The sequence below is a fragment of the Bradyrhizobium sp. ORS 111 genome, assembly GCF_045571485.1.
In the GTDB taxonomy this organism is placed as follows: Bacteria; Pseudomonadota; Alphaproteobacteria; order Rhizobiales; family Xanthobacteraceae; genus Bradyrhizobium.
Genome location: NZ_CP120701.1, coordinates 1,501,351 through 1,517,461 on the forward strand (window position 1 = coordinate 1,501,351; position 16,111 = coordinate 1,517,461).

Below are 16,111 nucleotides of genomic sequence, written 5' to 3' on the forward strand. Positions count from 1 at the left end.
ATTGCGATGGACCAGAGAACCTGTGCTGCCGCCATTACGCTAGAGGGGCGGCAGGCATCGACGCTATGAGCAAGCCGTTGGTCCTATGCCGAGCGGCCACGACGCAGTTCCGCGACTGGCGATTCAGAGCGCTGAGCTATTGCACGTTCAGGCGGCGTTATAGGGGACCGGCCTGGCAAACGCGGCAAAGCGGTGGGCTGCAGCGGTCGCGTGACGGGTGTCCCACGACCGTCGCCGCGCTACAGGAACGATTTATGCGGCAGTAGCTTAGCACCAATGTTGCGCAATTATCTCGCCGAGCGACCAATGCCCACAACCGTATCCGATCATCTCGTTGACCTCCTGCTGCAATGGGGCGTGGACACGGTGTTTGGTTTGCCGGGCGACGGCATCAATGGCCTGGTCGAAGCATTCCGTAAGACGAAGGATCGTATTCGCTACATCCATTGTCGGCACGAGGAAACTGCGGCGCTTGCGGCGTCGGCCTACGCGAAATTCAGCGGACGCCTCGGGGTGTGCTTCTCCACTGCTGCGCCTGGCGCCGTGCATCTCCTCAACGGTCTCTACGATGCGAAGATCGACGGCGCGCCGGTGCTCGCGGTCACTGGCATGACTTACCATGATCTGATCGGGACGCACTATCTGCAGGACATCAACCAGGACTATCTCTACCAGGATGTGGCTATCTATAATCAACGGGTCATGGGGCCGGCGCACTTGGAGAACGTCGTTAACCTCGCCTGCCGCGCCGCGCTCGCTAATCGAGCCGTCGCCCATGTAGCCTTGCCCATCGATATCCAGGTCATGCCGGCAAGTGCCGAGCGGAGATTCAAGCGCAACGTCAAGGGGCACACGTCGGCTGATTATCAACAACCACGGCGCCTGCCGGCCGATGATGCCCTGATCAAGCAGGCCGCCAAGCTGCTGGGTAGCAAGAGCAAAATCGCGATCCTCGCTGGAGCGGGGGCGCGTGGCGCCGGCGCGGAACTGGAGCAGGTCGCCGAACGGCTCGGCGCGCCCGTGATCAAAGCTATGCTCGGCAAGGATTGCATCGCTGACACCAGTGAATACACGACCGGCGGCATCGGCGTCGTGGGAACGCGGCCGTCCGTGGAAGCGCTCAAGAGCTGCGAAGCACTGCTAATCGTCGGCAGTTCATTTCCCTACATCGAATTCTTTCCCAAGCCCGGTCAGGCCGTTAGCGTGCAGATCGACGACAAGCCGGAGCACATCGGACTTCGTCACCCCATCGATGTCGGATTGGTCGGCGATGCGCAGGCGACACTGCGCGCGCTTCTGTCAAAATTGAAGCGTAACGAGGACCGCAGCTTCCTCGCGAAATTGCAACGCGAGATGGAAGAGTGGTGGGCGCTGATGGAAAAGCGCGCCATGGACCTGCGACGTCCGATGCCGCCGCAGGCGGTGAGCTGGCACTTGCCCGATCTGATGGCTTCGAATGCGATTTTGTGCGGCGATTCCGGTACCGTGACCACCTGGGCCGCGCGCATGCGTCTGCGCGAGGGCCAGAAATTCTCCTTCAGTGGAACCATGTGCTCAATGGCCGCGGCGTTGCCTTATGCGATTGGCGCGCAGGCTGCGTATCCCGATCGCCAAGTTGTCGCCTTCACCGGCGATGGATCGTTCACCATGATGATGGGCGACTTCGTGACTTTGATACAGAACAAGCTCCCGGTCAAAGTCGTGGTGCTGAAGAACAATACGCTCGGGCTGATCAAGTGGGAGCAGATGCTCTATCTGGGCAATCCAGAATACGGCGTCGACCTCGCTCCAGTCGATTTTGTCAAGGTCGCCGAGGCCTGCGGTGCTCGAGGCATACGCATTGAGGAACCGGAACGTTGCCGCGACCAACTGCGGGAGGCGCTCGCGCTGGAGGGACCTGTGGTGATCGAGTGCGTCGTCGATCCGCTCGAGCCGCCATGGCCACCCGTCGTCACCAACGACGAGGCGAAGAAGCTCGCAATCGCGCTGGCTCGCGGCGAGGTGAACCGACGACCGATCGGGCTCACCATTGGTCGCCATGCCGCCCAGGAATTCAGTTTCGCGGGCAGCCCCTTCGGTGCCGCCGCCCGCGCGATCGAAAAGCTGACTGGCGGGGATGGGGGCAAGGAATGAGCGTCGGTTCCGAGATCACCTCGCTGGTTCGCGAAGGGCCTAACGATGAATCCGCGATGGTGCAGCGCCGCCGTCGCAACGCGGCGCGGGAGCTTGAGAACGAACTGCAGCGCCGCCTCAAGGGCGAGGTTCGCTTCGATACCGGATCACGCGCGCTCTATGCGACGGATCTTTCGATCTACCGTCACGTTCCGATCGGAGTGGTTATTCCGCGCGACGCAGATGACGTGAGCGCTGCCGTCGAGAGCTGCCGGGCGCGCGACGTGCCGATTCTCGCGCGGGGCTGCGGAACCAGTCTTTCCGGCCAGTGCTGCAACGTCGCAGTCGTGATCGACTTTTCCAAGCATATGAACCGTCTTCTCGCGCTCGATCCGGATGCGCGGCTTGCCAAGGTTGAGCCGGGCCTCATCAACGACCAACTACGGGAAGCAGCAAAGCGCAATGGCCTGACCTTTGCTCCCGATCCTGCCACCCACCAATACTGCACCCTCGGCGGAAACATCGGCAACAATTCCTGCGGCGCGCACACCTTCTGGGGCGGCAAGACCGTCGACAATGTCGAGGAACTCGAGATCCTCACCTATGATGGATTGCGGATGCGCGTGGGGGAAACCTCGGATGATGCGTTTGAGCTAGTCCGCCGCGCCGGCGGTCGTCGCGCCGAAATCTACCAGAAACTGCGCGAACTCGCAGAGCGCTATGGGGACGAAATTCGGACCCGTTATCCGAATATCCCGCGGCGTGTCTCGGGCTACAACCTTGATTCGCTCCTGCGGGAGAACGGCTTCCATATTGCGCGGGCGCTTGTCGGATCCGAGAGCACGTGTGCCCTCACGCTATCTGCGACAGTGCGGTTGCGCCCATCGCCTGCTGCGCACGCACTGCTGGTACTCAGCTATGCGGATTTCGCCGAAGCCGGGGACGATGTGCCGGAGATCCGCGGGCTCGGCGCGGTCGCGCTCGAAGGCATCGATCGGCACGTGGTCACCAACATGGAGCGCAAGGGGAAGGCGGCGCCCGGCGCTGCTCTGTTGCCGGACGGCCATGCCTGGCTCCTCGTCGAGTTTGGTGGTGAGGACCAGAACGATGCGAACAGCAAAGCTCGGGACGCCTATAGACGGCTGCAGCGGGCTCGCACCAAGTCGACGGGCGCGCAGGTCATCGGCAATCCAAACGACCAAGCTGCTGTTTGGAAAATCCGGGAAGCAGGAGTTGGATCGAGCCACATTCCGAATATCGAAGAGGCCTGGCCGAGCTGGGAGGACGCGGCCGTTCCACCCGAGCGGCTCGGCCCCTATCTGCGCGACTTTAAAAATCTGTGTGAGCGATACGGATATGGCTATACGGTCTTCGGTCATTTTGGCGACGGCTGCATCCACGCACGCATGACGTTCGGCTTACGCACCGCGGAAGGCGTCGCAAAATTTCGCGCATATATGGATGAGGCGGCGGATCTGTGCCTCGCTCATGGCGGCTCGCTTTCCGGCGAGCACGGCGACGGACAGGCCAAAGGCGAGCTGTTGCCCAAAATGTTCGGGCCCGAGCTTATCCAGGCGTTTCGCGAGTTCAAGTCGATTTGGGATCCTCACTGGCGAATGAACCCGGGCAAGATCGTCGACCCGCAGCCGCTCGATACGAGCTTAAGACTGGGGCCCGAGTATCATCCGCGGCCGGTTGAGACACATTTCAAGTTTCCCAATGACCGCGGTTCCTTTGCCACCGCAACCGAACGTTGTTTCGGGGTAGGGAAGTGCCGCGCGCTTGACGGCCAGGTGATGTGCCCGAGCTTCCAGGCCACTCGTGAGGAGATGCACTCGACCCGTGGCCGGGCGCATCTGTTGTTCGAAATGATGCGGGGCGACGAACTTACGCGCGGCTGGCGTGAGAGAGCCGTGCATGACGCTCTCGACCTGTGTCTCCAGTGCAAAGGCTGCAAGCATGATTGCCCCGTCTCCGTCGACATGGCGACTTATAAAGCGGAATTCCTGTCGCACTATTATTCCGGTCGTCTGCGGCCGGCTGCCGCTTATTCGATGGGGCTGGTCTTTGCTTGGGCTCGAATCGCGGCAGCGGCTCCCGGGCTCGCCAATTTCCTGATTCACTCGCCGGGTCTCGGCGGAGCCTTGCGGCGTGCGGCCGGTTTCGCCCGCGAGCGCGACGCACCGAAATTCAGTGCCGAGACCTTTCAGCACTGGTTCCACGAGCGTCGCCGTGTCCGTGACAGGACGCGGCCGCCGGTCATTCTTTGGCCCGACACCTTCAATAACTATTTTCTCCCCGGCACCGCCAAAGCTGCGGTGACGGTTCTCGAGGACGCGGGCTATCGCATTATCGTTCCGGCTGCGCAACTGTGTTGTGGCCGGCCACTCTATGACTACGGAATGCTTGGGCTTGCAAGGCGGAAGCTGAATCGGGTGATCGAAGAGTTACGTCCCGCTATTCGAGCCGGTGTGCCGGTGGTGGGCCTTGAGCCGAGCTGCGTCTCCGTGTTTCGCGACGAGCTCGTCAATCTCATGCCGGACAACCGCGATGCGCATCGTCTCGCCAAACAGACGATGATGCTCAGCGAATTTTTGATGAGGAACGCCAATTGGAAACCGCCGCGCTTCGAGAGGGCCGCACTCGCCCATGCGCACTGCCATCATCGAGCCGTTCTCGACTTCGACATGCAGCAGCGGATGTTCGATGCCATGGGCCTCAAGGTCGAATACCCAAAGGCCGGTTGCTGTGGCCAAGCCGGCTCATTCGGCTATGAGGCCGGACACTACGATTTATCGATGAAGATCGGCGAGCAGGGACTACTTCCTGCTGTGCGCAGAGCGCCGGCGGATACCCTTGTGCTGGCCGACGGTTTCAGCTGCCGCGAGCAGATTTGGCATGGCGCGCGTCGCTGGGCCATTCATCCGGCCGAACTGCTGGCACTGGCGCTCCAGGCGAAGCAGGATGTTTCGGCACGCGAAGCAGCAGAAGCCTATCATGAAACGCCGGCGCGCCTCGAGGGTAGGGCTGTCGTCGCTGGTGCAGGCGCGACACTCGCCGCGGGTCTTCTGCTGTACTGGGCACTTGGCCGATCCAAGGCAGCAAGCCCGGCCAGGAAAACGCTTTCGAGGTGACGCGGAATGGGATGTCAGGCTTCGCTGCCCTCACATCTGCGGTTCCGAGCTGACCGAATGCGCAAGCAGATGAGGTCCTAGCTGGTCGACTCGGCTGACGCCTAACAGCCCCATCCCGTCCAGCGCTTCGCTCTTGAGGATCTCCAACGCGCGTGTCGCACCGGCGGCACCGGCGGCGCTCAGTCCGTAGAGCGGTGCGCGCCCGACCCACACGGCAGCAGCGCCGAGTGCAAGTGCCTTGAGCATATCGGTTCCGCGGCGGATGCCGCCGGTCAGATAGAGGGCGATCCGGTCATCGACGATCTCGCGAGCGGCCGGCAGCAGATCGAGCGCCGCGACTGTCCAGTCGAGTTGTCGACCGCCATGGCTACCGAGCACGACGCCGTCGGCGCCACTATCGATGGCGCGGCGGACGTCCTCAAGGTTGAGGATTCCTTTCAGGATGAAGGGTTTCTTCCAGTACTCCCGGATTTTTGCAACCTGGTCCCAGCTCAGCGAAGTCGGCTGATGCTTGCGTATCCAGTTTGAGGCTGAAAAAAAGCTTCGCTCGCCTTTGGGAACGAAATCGATCACGTTCGGAAATGTGGGTATGCCGTGCGAGGCGAGATTCTCAGCCAGCCAGAGCGGATGTGCCAGGCTCTCCAATGCTGCGGAGGTTGAAAGCCGCTGGTTCGCGGACTGATTGCGCCGCTGCCATTCGCGGTCGCCGAAGATCTGAGTGTTGGTCGTCAACACCAGCGCCTCGCAACCGGCGCGGTCGGCCCGCCGCAGCAATTCTTGCCACACTTCGTCGCCGCCGAACACGTAAAGCTGCCACCAGTGACGCAAACCGGGCGCGGCTTGGGCGACCTGCTCCATGGTGTCGTTTGACATCGTGCTCTGGACGAACGGAACGCCCGCACGTAGCGCAGCTTGGGCCAGCATGCTGTCCCCGTGGGCACGAAAGATACCATTGAGACCCGTAGGTGAGACCACCAGCGGCATGCTCGCAGACCGCCCGAGAATTTTGCTATCGAGTGTCCTGTCGGACACGTCCACAAGCGTCCGCGGCATGAAGCGCCAATCGGCATAGGCACGCCGCTCACGAGATAGCGTGGCCTCGTCCTGCGAGCCTCCTTCGAGATATTCGAGCGCGAAACGCGGCAGGCGCTTGTGAGTCATCGCGCGCAGATCTGAGACGGCAACCGCATATTGCGGGTTAAAGCCGGTGTAGTACCGCCGCGTAGGTGTGACACCGAGTTGCGCCACCCGGCTGTTGGGCTCGTAGCCAATCGGATGCAATCGACGTGTCAGCGCAGCGGCCGCGGCTGCGCCGGCGATGCCGGCAAAGGCATACATGAGCAGCGTCGCGAGGCTACGGTTGGAATTCCGATGCGAGGGAAATCGTCTCGGCACGGACATGACGGGTGAATCTCCGACTGTTCTGCATTGTTGGCCGAGCCGCGACACGATCGTCCTCCGACCCGAATAATGAGAGTCATTGCAGTGGCACCGCCTCTAGCAAGAACAAGTGCTCCGGTCGTCTGTTCCATTGCGTCACTTGCCGTTGTCAATCTCGTCCGAGCGCGCTTACATTTGCGCCTCCGTTCGGTTGGCGGGTGATCGCTGCAGTCCCTGCCACAACGAATTCAGTCGGCCCAGTTCCTCAAGGTAGGCGACATGCGGCTAAACCGGCCGGCTAGGCTGGTCCAATGACGCGCATGTTGTTTCGTTGAATTTGCGGGGACACAGCGTTTCCTTTGTTCTTTCCCATGTGTCGCCTCTCGGCGAACAAAGCGCCGTGGCCTGCTTCATAGATGTCGGGACCATTGTGCTTGCGTCTCACGGCACATGAGCAGGAACGCCGGGGTTTGAACTCGGCAAGCGGCAAGGCAAGAAGCCGGTCTCCATAGCAGAGTCAGCAGCCGGTCAAGATGCTGAGCAGCTACATGGAGTGAGCCGTCGTTCATCGCAGGTATGGGGTACCGCGACATCACGTCAGACGGTTGCTGCGAGCTAGTTGGTTTTAGGACCTCGTCCAGAAAGTAGGAACGCATGGGGCTCCCATCCGTTGAAGTTCGATGAACAAACGGATCGACGAAGCGGTGGCGGCGCGGGCCTATCAGCTATGGGAGAAGGCCGGCAAGCCGGAAGGGCGCGACGAGGAGTTCTGGCGGCTTGCCGAGCAAGAACTGATCAACGAGGATAAAGGCTCTCCCTTGCGCACCCCCGATACGCTGTGACCAATTCCAAGTGCCTCATCTGCCGAGCCTCGGCTGGGTGTGCGAGAACCCATCCGCATCGTGCTTGGATCGATTCCACCGGCTGCATCGGCGGCGTCGGCATCGCGCTGCGAATGCAACAGCTCTAATCAGACGGGGATCAGGGAGCCGGAGGCGAGCGGGGCGCTCAACGAGGCCCCGCCCGGGCAAGTATTAGCATTCACGATGCCCGTAACGGCTGTCGCCCTTACGTGATCGCTCGCGTGGAAAGCTCGACGTTGCCGCTAAACGAGCTCCCAGATATCGATCCCGGTGGGATCAAAGCAGTTGAATGCCCTTGGAAGCGCAGCTCGGTCGTCCTGGCAGAAAATCTATCGCTTCACCAGCCTGCACCGGGGCAGATTCCCGTTATCGCGGGAAGAGCATCGCGCAGCTATTTGCGCGGCTGTCGTCGAAGTATTCGGCCGCGTAGCGCGCCTCGCTAGGCAGCCGCAAACGGGTGCCGCGACGTTCGGGCTCCAACACGTTAGTTTCTCGATACGAATTCGGTCACCGCTTGGCGTCCGGATGAGCGTCAATATTCGCCCTTGCTGCTGCAAGCGCCTCCTGACTGGTTTGGTAAGTCATTGTCCGGATGGTCTGCCCACCGGTCAGAGGCGTGATCTCAACCAACGAGCCGCCGCCTGGTTGCTCGATCACGACAAGTCGATGACCTCGATACTCAATCCCCTTGTCCATGGTTGATGAGTCCATTCGTTTAGCCCACGACCACTGGAGTGCCGAAAAGACCGTCGCAACTCTGCTTGAAACGGGCTCACGCCGCGCTAAGAAGGCAAAGACTCGAACGGCCCGTAAGTTCCGATTCGGGCGAGTGCCAAGCGCCTACTGCCCGAGAAGGCGGCTGCGTCCAAATTAAAGGGGCCGCCAACCGGGGGACTCATAGCGCGCGGCCAGCCATCGCCGGATAGATGCGAGTTGGACGGAGCCAAGGTAGTTTACCGCAAGCCTGTCGTAGCGTGTCGCCCCACGACGACATTGTTTGATCTGTTGAAGAACCGTTCGACCTGGTTGCGAGCGCGATAAAGGTATGGGCTGAAGCAGATCGGATCGCGGCAATTGCGTTTCGGGAGGCGCTACGGTGAGCATGTGCACGGAATGTGTCATTGAGATCGACAACGCGCTTGCCGAAGATCCTGGTCCACAGATAAGTGCAGCGCGCAGGCTTCGTGAGCCGCTTGGTTTGCGAGATCCGGAGGATACCGCCCACGTTACCCTGATTCGCTTTCTCACGCTCACGTGAGACACCGTTGACGAGACCATAGCCGACGTTTTGACATTTCCGTAGTTCTCCGGACAGGGCTTCTTTACTCTTTCGGTCGCAGGCGCGGTTATTTACCTAGCGTTCCGCAGACGATGCTGAATCGGACAGCACTTCTGGGGGCGAAAGTATTATGGAAGAACAGCAACCTGTACCGTCGTGCTCTCGGTTCGAGGCGGTCGAACTTCCATGCGCTCAATGCGGCGCTTCCGAGATGAGGCTGACGTTGATCCAGCCACTAACGACACATTTGAGGAGCGGCACTATGTCTGCGACGCTTGCGGTCACTGCGACACTTATTTGATCCGACCGTAGCGGCGTTCTGAGTTTGAAAATTGATCTTGCCGCAAACGGGCGGGCCGTTGCAATAGTTCGGCCTCGTCTGTCGGTTAGACCGACCTCAGGCTCGTCAATCCGGGCAATGCTCGACGCGCCTCTGCCCGAAGATCTGTCAGCGTGGTCTTGCCAGACCGTGCCGCCTCGATCAGATGCTCGACGATAAACTTGCGGGCTTCGTGATCGCCGCCGTGACGCGACAGCTTTTGGCAGATTTCCTCCAGCACGACGTTCAAGTTTGCTTGAATTCGACCGTCGAACTCGGTCATCGCTAGCCTTCTCCCTGAGCGACCCGATGCTAGGCTTGATCTAGTTACGCGTCTCCGGCGTTGATGGGCTTGTCCGTATTTGTACGGAAATGAAAGTCGCGGTGCGTGGACGCTTGAGGAAGGCCGGAAGTCGATTCGTGTTTCGATTGGCGTCGTCCCCGGAGGGGCAGCGCGCTCTGTCGTGCTTGCGATGGTGTGCGGCCTGCTCGCGAGCGACGGTGCGTCCTTCTGGATCAAAGTTGTAAACGAAGACAAATGAGTAGATATGGGGCGCCCGACTATCGTAGCGCCGCGGCCAGCCGAGACGGAGGCAAGACGCGGCATCTCGTTCCAGGATGGCGCCGCTCGTCCTCTTCTTGAGCAAGAATTGCCCTCTTCCTTTGCGCTGGCAGAAGGTCATCCGGCAGCGACGGCCTCAAATTCCCCTCACGAAAGAAACAAGCTGGCCGCCATCGCATTAACGATCATGGCAGAGTCCTTCGGCGACTCCTTTACTGTTGTTGAAGTGACGGCGGACGATGTTTCGCCGGGCCGGTCTCCAATTTGGATCGCATTAGCTAAGCCAGATCAGGCCTTGACGTCGGTGCTCGCCGCCGTCCCGGAAGGCTGGACAGCGAAGGTTTTGGAGATCAACTTGACAGGCAAGCAGCAGCGAATGTTCGGGGAACTCAGCCTCTAGCCCGGCGATGTTTACAGACTTACAAAGTGAGGCCTCTCTGTCGCACTCATTCAACGACGCCCTCTATTTCCGACAACGCATGATCGTGATCAAGTCGGAAAATTTGGCGAGGCACCACTCCGGACACGATTAGCCAGGTATCCGGCTTCATGCTCTCTCCACCACTGTCGCATCCTCATCCGGGAGAGCTTGGAGGGCTTGCACCAGTTCGCCGACTTTCATCTCAAAGTTCGCAAAGGTCAGCGTCGGCGGACCTTCACTCACTGCGCTATGTAGCGTTAGGCCGGCGCATGCTACTCGCAGTTAGAATTATCAGAATTGCGCTGCACAAGTCTTCATCTCAATCCGGGAGCGCCGCCCGATGGCGATGGCCTCTGCTTCTATCGTTTCGGCTTTTCGCGCCTTACTTTTTCATCGGTTCTGGCGGGTCTTGCTGTTTGATCGCCCGCGAGTCCAGAAGTGCCTGCCGATTTTCCGCATGACGGCGGCTGCGGTGCCAAAGTTCTCTTGGAACCGGACTAAAGGGCGAGCACATGTCGATCTATCTGTACTTCCATACCGATGCCATGACGCATCGGCCGGCCCGGGTCCACTTTCTCGCTCAGGAGAACGGCCAAAAACCAAAGCGCCGCGAACGGACCGGCGTCTTGGGATCACCGCTGCGGTCTGGAATGATGGCGCCACCTTCCAACTCTTCGAACCGATCTAATAGTTTCCGCAGGCGAGGCGAAACCGGGGCTGTCTCGCGCGCGAAATGATGGCGCAGCCGTTCGCCGATCTCGTTACAGATTGCACGGTAGTGCTTCGGTTCCAAGAGATGCAGATTAGGGGCTGCGTGCGGCGCAGTTCGGCCATGGCTGCCATCGTTGTCCTAGGGCGTGCATATCATCCGTGCATGTGCACGCGCGCTCCTGCCGCGGTTAGGCAACGCGCATCAGATCTGCTCGATCCGCGGAACCCGAACCTTTTTATCATAGGTGAATTTATTGAAGGGGCTTCGCCGGAAGCGAGGCGCGTCATGACCAGATTATCTGCGGGCGATGTGTTCCTCACCGTCACTATTATGAGCGTTGCTTTTCTGATCGAGGTCACTTTCTTCGCCTTGATCGGAATTTTCTGAGTAGATCATCCCGACGGGCGCGGACGGCGGCTTCAATCGGAACCATTCGGGCGGCTGGTTCGCTAACTATTGGCAAAGCACCCCGGCGCTGATGACTGAGAGGGCCACAAACGCACTGCCCTCTACGTTCCACGAACCGTTCGCCGAGAAAGCGCTACCCCAAGAACAATTGAACGATCAACGCGGGACACGCGAGCCTAGCCTCGGCCTTTAGCCAGGCACCGGGACCGATTTCTCCCGCGCATTTCGGGTTTTGGCGGGCGGTACAGCCCGGCGGACGGTTTCTCGTCCATGCGAGGCCCCTCAGCGTCCGCGCCTCTGACCGAATCGAGATGTCTGGTTCGGGGTAAAATTATCGCGGAGCAGAAGGTTGATGAATTCGATTCGCAGCGAGAGCTGTCGCCACCCGTGGCTTCCACCAGACCGGCGGTCTCGGCCATGTACCCAGAAAGGGAAATGTCAACCTGGGTCAAAAAAGAAAGCCGCCTACACCGCGAGAAGAAGGCGTTGGCAGCACAACTCGGCAACGACGGCCTTGAGTTGATCAGGCTCATAGGGCTTCTCGCATCGTCGCACGTGCCAGAAGCGCGGTGGAATGGTGTCGGCACTGTAGCCGGTCGTGAAGATAAACGGCTTACCGAGGCGTGCGAGCTCGTCCGCAATCGGATAGGCCGAACGTCCTCGCAAGTTGATGTCAATTAGGGCGATATCGAAACCATCGTGCTCAACAGACATCGCCTCGTCGAGTTCGGGGACAGGTCCGATGACATGGGCGCCGAGCGACCGGATCGCGCTCGCCAGATCATCTCCGAGAAAGTACTCGTCTTCGACGATCAGGACGCGGCAGCCCTTCAAGGAAGGTTCGTTGTGGTGGGTCATCTGTTCCACCCTTGGGTCGTTCTGCCTCTTTGGGCAAGCGCCGATTGCCGAAACCGTTCCTCAGTTCCCCGATCTTAAAGCGTCAAGTTTGAAGCAGGCTCTTCTTCTGCTCCGTAACAGAGCCCAAAGCCTTTGGCTTCCGACCTTCTATTGGTTCTTGGATGACGCAAAAGGGAACCAGTCGCGCGATTTCACCCTCGTCAGCCGCGACATCGTCCGCCGCGTCTCGATCTAGCTCGCGGGGCCACGTAGTGGACCTCAATCGCGTGAGATCATCTGACTATCCATTTCCAATTACGATCAACAGAAATACTTGAGCGCGAGCTGTCTGTGGTCGAAGCAAGCCCGCATGACGCAAGAATGTGAGTTGCCTGATCACTACGCACCATCTCGAGGCACGCCTTCCTTCGAATGCTGGTTGCGCCCTGAACTGAAGTTGTGTCATCCAGCAGCGTCAGGATCAATGTGTGCCAGCCCCTAACCCATCGCGCGAATGGTCTTGCAATAGAGGCGATAATCCTCAGCTGCGGCGAACGGGACGAGCAGGGAGTTTCTTTGTAAGCTCGATGTTCGGCGTGCTCCGAGGCGGGGCAGCTGCGGAACTGAAGGAGCTTTCGCTCGCGGTGTCGGTTCGCGAAATGCAGATTGCCGCGGGGCGGCAACTTGGATCCGGGAAAGCGGATGCCGGTCGATTGCGGATGGAGGAGCGCGACGCTAGCCCCCGATGACCATTGTCCTCGCTGTCAGGGGAATCGCATTGGCAGGCGAGCGGAAGACTGGCTGCTTGCTACTTGTCTGGCGAGGCGAGACGCCGTCGAGCTTCGGCGCTGCGCTGAATGAGATTGGAGTACTCGACTTTTCCACGGTTGCCGCTCAAGGAGGATTCGTCTTGCAGACCCAAATCTTCTCATGAAGATCCGTTCCTTTCGCAGGCCCGCGGGACGCCACGCGGGCCGCGTGCACTCTCTGGGCAACAGAAACACGGCGCATTCATCTTCGGAGTGTCCATCAGGAGCGCCCCGGTCAGCACAAAGTCGCGGCTCCTTGGCTGGCATGTCGTTTCGGTGATCGAATGACGCGCACGTTCTGTCGCCTGCAATCGCAGGACGGAGCCAAGGCCAAGTCAACCAGTTGGCCGGGAAACGTCCTGCCTGTTGGGAGGTCCGGCCAACATCGCGTTGATGTCGCGTGCCTTCTCCATCTGTTCAGCTTTCTCAAGCAGATGCATTCGCTCTAAGCTGGCACCGGCCCGGCGCGCCCTCTTTCGAAGGGATTCCGCTTCTCGGGCCAGGCGCTCGTCAAGTGAATGAATCTGCTTCATCCGATTTCGCCTTTTCTTCTCCATGTGTCGCCTCTTGGTGAAGGAGGCGTCATATAGGCGTCCACGCTCAGGTCGTGCATCTACCTAAGTTAATCAGGCGAGTGGCTGTGACGCACGCGCCGCTGTTTAGGGGTCTGGAAGCGGGCTTTCAAGGCGCTGGGCGAGGATCCTGGTTTCGAATACGTCCTCATCGATGGCCCGCTCATCCGGCTCCACCAGCACGGCTCTGGCGCAAAAGCGGGCCTCACCACCAAAATCATGGCCCTGGTCGACGCCCTCGGCAATCTCATTCGCTTTGTGCTGTTGCGCTTTCAAATCCATCACGTCAGTGGTCGCGCACGACGCGGCGATCATTGATGAGATCAGAGCGGTCATAGCGCGCCCGCTGTGGCTCCTCAGTGAGTGTCAACCCGGAACGTTTCTCGGTCATCGACGCCACGAGGGTAGCCCTGGAGCCAAAACCAGGAGTCTAAGGCAAACCGGCGATCGGACGGCTCTCATCATTCCAGCCGCGCAGCCTTTGGTGTGATGATGCGGCCTTTGGTGTGCTGATGGTTCAGGCTTCGCATCGGGTCAGGCAGCATGAACGGCATCTGACCGTAGCGTCCGGAGTTGCGTCACGACCAGTCGGAGATCGTCGGCCAGGCGATCGTTCTGGATCCGGATTTCAGAGACTATCGACGATCAGAGCACGTTCTGCCGCCGCCTGATCCAATTGTTCGATACGCCTTTCGATCTCGCTCGGTCACGATGCACCACCAGGATCGCGGGCCCTTTGGCAGAAGCCGCACTAATATGTGCAAATGGTCGAGCTGATACTCGGCGGCTTTGTCGTGAAATTCGGTGATCAGAGCAGGAGAGATTAGGGCAGGAGATATGTTCCTGACCCCTCGCGCCAGCGGCTCACTGTCGCAGGATCGCGCGGACCAGCTGCCGCGCCATGGCGTGGATATGGATCGGCTTTTCCCACAACGGCACGTCGGCAAAATCGCTGCTGAGGACAACCTTGTCGTAGCCGGATGTGAACACGATCGGCACGGATCGCGCCAGCAACTCGCCCGCGATCGGATAGATCATTTCACCGCGGATGTTGACGTCAAGGACGGCACCGTCGATGGCCCCGCCGTTGCGCAAGATGCGGCTGGCATCGTCGATCGTTCCGACCGGACCTGCGATGGTCGCGCCGAGCGCGCGGAATGCGCAGTCGATGTCGTCAGCGAGGAAATATTCGTCCTCGACGACGAGGATGCGGCGCCCGGCCAGCGGAACGTCGCGCGGCTGCGTTGCAGCGTCCGACATATCAACTCAACCCAACATATCCAGCAAAGAGACCGTAAAATTGGAACATAGGGCGAAAGCCCACCTTGTTGCAAACGACATTGATAAAGCAGGGTGCCATGCAGAATCGCGACATCATCGTTATCGGTGGTTCGGCCGGGGCGACGGCGCCGTTGCGAGACATTCTCAGCCGATTGCCGCCTGATCTGCCGGCCGCGGTGTTCATCGTATTGCACATACCGGCGCATGGGATCGGCATTCTGGCCACAGTTGCGAGCGCGGCCGGCGGATTGCCGGTCCGGCAGGCGGAAAGCGGAATGGTGATCGAAAACGGCCATGTCTATCTTGCCGCGCCGGACCATCACCTTCTGATCCACAACGGTCACATCATGCTCGGGCGGGGGCCGCGCGAGAACCTGGTCCGACCGGCGATCGATCCGCTGTTCCGCTCCGCCGCATTGCACTACGGCCCGAGGGTCATTGGCGTGGTGCTGAGCGGGCTCTTGTCCGACGGCGCGACGGGACTGACCGCGATCAAGCGCTGCGGCGGGCTGGCCGTAGTCCAGGACCCCAAGGATGCCATCTCCGATGAGATGCCGTTGCGGGCCTTGGAAGCGACCACGGTCGACCTCTGCGTCCCGAGCGCGCGGCTTGGCGACGTGCTATCCGATCTGGTTCGGGAACAGGCGGGGGCATCGCTTCCGATCCCGCCGGAGATCGCGCTGGAGGTCCAGATCGCCGCCGGTGAACGGGTCGACAGCGATACGCTGATCAATGTTGCCGATCCCGCGCCGCTGACCTGTCCCGCTTGCGGGGGCGTTCTCTCGGAACTCAAGTCGGACACTCCGCTCCGCTTTCGTTGCCAAGTCGGGCACGCCTACACGGCCGACACGCTCGCCAAGGAACAGGAAAGCCGGGTCGATGAGGCGCTTCGGGTCGCGCTCCGCATCATTGGGGAGCGCGCCGAACTGGTCCAGCGGATGGCGGATGATGGCCGCCAAAGCGGACGCCCGGCGGTCGCCGAAATGTATGACGCCCGCGCCGCCGAATACCGCGAATATGCCGATATGATCCGCCGGGTCGTGCTACAGTCGCTCGATCCCAAGCGATCGACTCGGAAGGAACGGTGATGACATTCGCTGACGACGCGCACTGGGCCGAACAGCTGCGCTCGGAGCAACAGCTCCTGGCGAAGGCGGACATCGACATCGAGGAGGGCTGGATGCGCATTCGGAACCAGCAGGATCTTCTGGATTGGCTGCAGGCGTGCGGCCATGACACCGAGCAGGCCGAACGTCTGATCGGCCTGCTCAAGCGTACCCTGATCGAGTGGGAGCGGCACCGCACCCTGATTGTGCAGCGGGTCGCGTACCTCGAGGCCAAGGTCACATCGCACTAGAGCCGGGTGGAGATGCCGATGAGCCGCAGCGCTCTGCATTCAGATCCCGATTCGAACACCGGATC

General features: G+C 60.4%; 14 protein-coding genes and 1 pseudogene. 7 read left to right on the top strand and 8 right to left on the bottom strand.

Annotation, left to right across the window (positions count from 1 at the left end):
• Positions 1 to 306: 306 nt before the first annotated feature.
• Entirely contained in the window at positions 307 to 2,133 is a 1,827-nt protein-coding gene (locus tag P6U30_RS07000; protein ID WP_407168713.1) for a thiamine pyrophosphate-dependent enzyme, read from the top strand.
• Positions 2,130 to 5,246: an FAD-binding and (Fe-S)-binding domain-containing protein gene (locus P6U30_RS07005; RefSeq protein WP_407168714.1), complete on the top strand. Its 3,117-nt coding sequence runs from the start codon at positions 2,130 to 2,132 to the stop codon at positions 5,244 to 5,246. Before P6U30_RS07000 ends, P6U30_RS07005 begins: the two co-directional genes overlap by 4 nt.
• A 30-nt stretch (positions 5,247 to 5,276) precedes the next feature.
• Here the strand turns inward: P6U30_RS07005 and P6U30_RS07010 are convergent, their stop codons facing one another.
• Positions 5,277 to 6,647, bottom strand: coding sequence for an alpha-hydroxy acid oxidase (locus P6U30_RS07010; protein ID WP_407168715.1), 1,371 nt, complete (start codon positions 6,645 to 6,647; stop codon positions 5,277 to 5,279).
• Positions 6,648 to 7,306: 659 nt separating this feature from the next.
• Between P6U30_RS07010 and P6U30_RS07015 the strand changes: the two genes are divergently transcribed.
• On the top strand, positions 7,307 to 7,468 hold the full coding sequence (locus P6U30_RS07015; RefSeq protein WP_407150617.1) for a DUF2934 domain-containing protein: 162 nt from the start codon (positions 7,307 to 7,309) through the stop codon (positions 7,466 to 7,468).
• A gap of 528 nt (positions 7,469 to 7,996) precedes the next feature.
• Here P6U30_RS07015 and P6U30_RS07020 read toward each other — a convergent pair.
• The 3 genes and pseudogenes from P6U30_RS07020 to P6U30_RS07030 form a co-directional block, all read right to left on the bottom strand.
• Positions 7,997 to 8,185, bottom strand: a complete 189-nt coding sequence (locus tag P6U30_RS07020; protein WP_407150618.1) for a hypothetical protein — start codon at positions 8,183 to 8,185, stop codon at positions 7,997 to 7,999.
• A gap of 174 nt (positions 8,186 to 8,359) precedes the next feature.
• Positions 8,360 to 8,574 (bottom strand): annotated as a pseudogene (locus P6U30_RS07025) (IS5/IS1182 family transposase); the annotation flags it as partial.
• Between the two features lie 580 nt (positions 8,575 to 9,154).
• Complete coding sequence (locus P6U30_RS07030) at positions 9,155 to 9,370, bottom strand: hypothetical protein (protein WP_407150619.1); 216 nt, start codon at positions 9,368 to 9,370, stop codon at positions 9,155 to 9,157.
• A 367-nt stretch (positions 9,371 to 9,737) separates the two neighbouring features.
• Here P6U30_RS07030 and P6U30_RS07035 point away from each other — a divergent pair, with 367 nt between their 5' ends.
• Together P6U30_RS07035 and P6U30_RS07040 are read left to right on the top strand one after the other, a co-directional pair.
• On the top strand, positions 9,738 to 10,049 hold the full coding sequence (locus tag P6U30_RS07035; protein WP_407150620.1) for a hypothetical protein: 312 nt from the start codon (positions 9,738 to 9,740) through the stop codon (positions 10,047 to 10,049).
• A gap of 757 nt (positions 10,050 to 10,806) precedes the next feature.
• Positions 10,807 to 11,169: a hypothetical protein gene (locus P6U30_RS07040; RefSeq protein ID WP_407168716.1), complete on the top strand. Its 363-nt coding sequence runs from the start codon at positions 10,807 to 10,809 to the stop codon at positions 11,167 to 11,169.
• A 486-nt stretch (positions 11,170 to 11,655) separates the two neighbouring features.
• Here the strand turns inward: P6U30_RS07040 and P6U30_RS07045 are convergent, their stop codons facing one another.
• The 4 genes from P6U30_RS07045 to P6U30_RS07060 all read right to left on the bottom strand — a co-directional run bounded on the left by P6U30_RS07045 (position 11,656) and on the right by P6U30_RS07060 (position 14,668).
• Entirely contained in the window at positions 11,656 to 12,048 is a 393-nt protein-coding gene (locus P6U30_RS07045) for a response regulator (RefSeq protein ID WP_407150622.1), read from the bottom strand.
• 1,123 nt (positions 12,049 to 13,171) lie between these two features.
• Positions 13,172 to 13,369 carry a hypothetical protein gene (locus P6U30_RS07050; protein ID WP_407168717.1) on the bottom strand — a complete coding sequence of 66 codons (198 nt, stop codon included), beginning with the start codon at positions 13,367 to 13,369 and terminating at the stop codon, positions 13,172 to 13,174.
• 126 nt (positions 13,370 to 13,495) lie between these two features.
• Positions 13,496 to 13,744, bottom strand: coding sequence for a hypothetical protein (locus P6U30_RS07055; protein WP_407168718.1), 249 nt, complete (start codon positions 13,742 to 13,744; stop codon positions 13,496 to 13,498).
• Between the two features lie 528 nt (positions 13,745 to 14,272).
• Entirely contained in the window at positions 14,273 to 14,668 is a 396-nt protein-coding gene (locus P6U30_RS07060) for a response regulator (RefSeq protein WP_407150627.1), read from the bottom strand.
• Positions 14,669 to 14,766: 98 nt separating this feature from the next.
• Between P6U30_RS07060 and P6U30_RS07065 the strand changes: the two genes are divergently transcribed.
• Positions 14,767 to 15,777 (top strand): chemotaxis protein CheB, encoded by a 1,011-nt coding sequence (locus P6U30_RS07065; protein ID WP_407150628.1) that lies wholly within the window; start codon positions 14,767 to 14,769, stop codon positions 15,775 to 15,777.
• Positions 15,777 to 16,046 (top strand): hypothetical protein, encoded by a 270-nt coding sequence (locus P6U30_RS07070; protein ID WP_407168719.1) that lies wholly within the window; start codon positions 15,777 to 15,779, stop codon positions 16,044 to 16,046. The genes P6U30_RS07065 and P6U30_RS07070 overlap by 1 nt, the downstream gene beginning before the upstream one ends.
• The last annotated feature ends 65 nt before the right edge of the window (positions 16,047 to 16,111 follow it).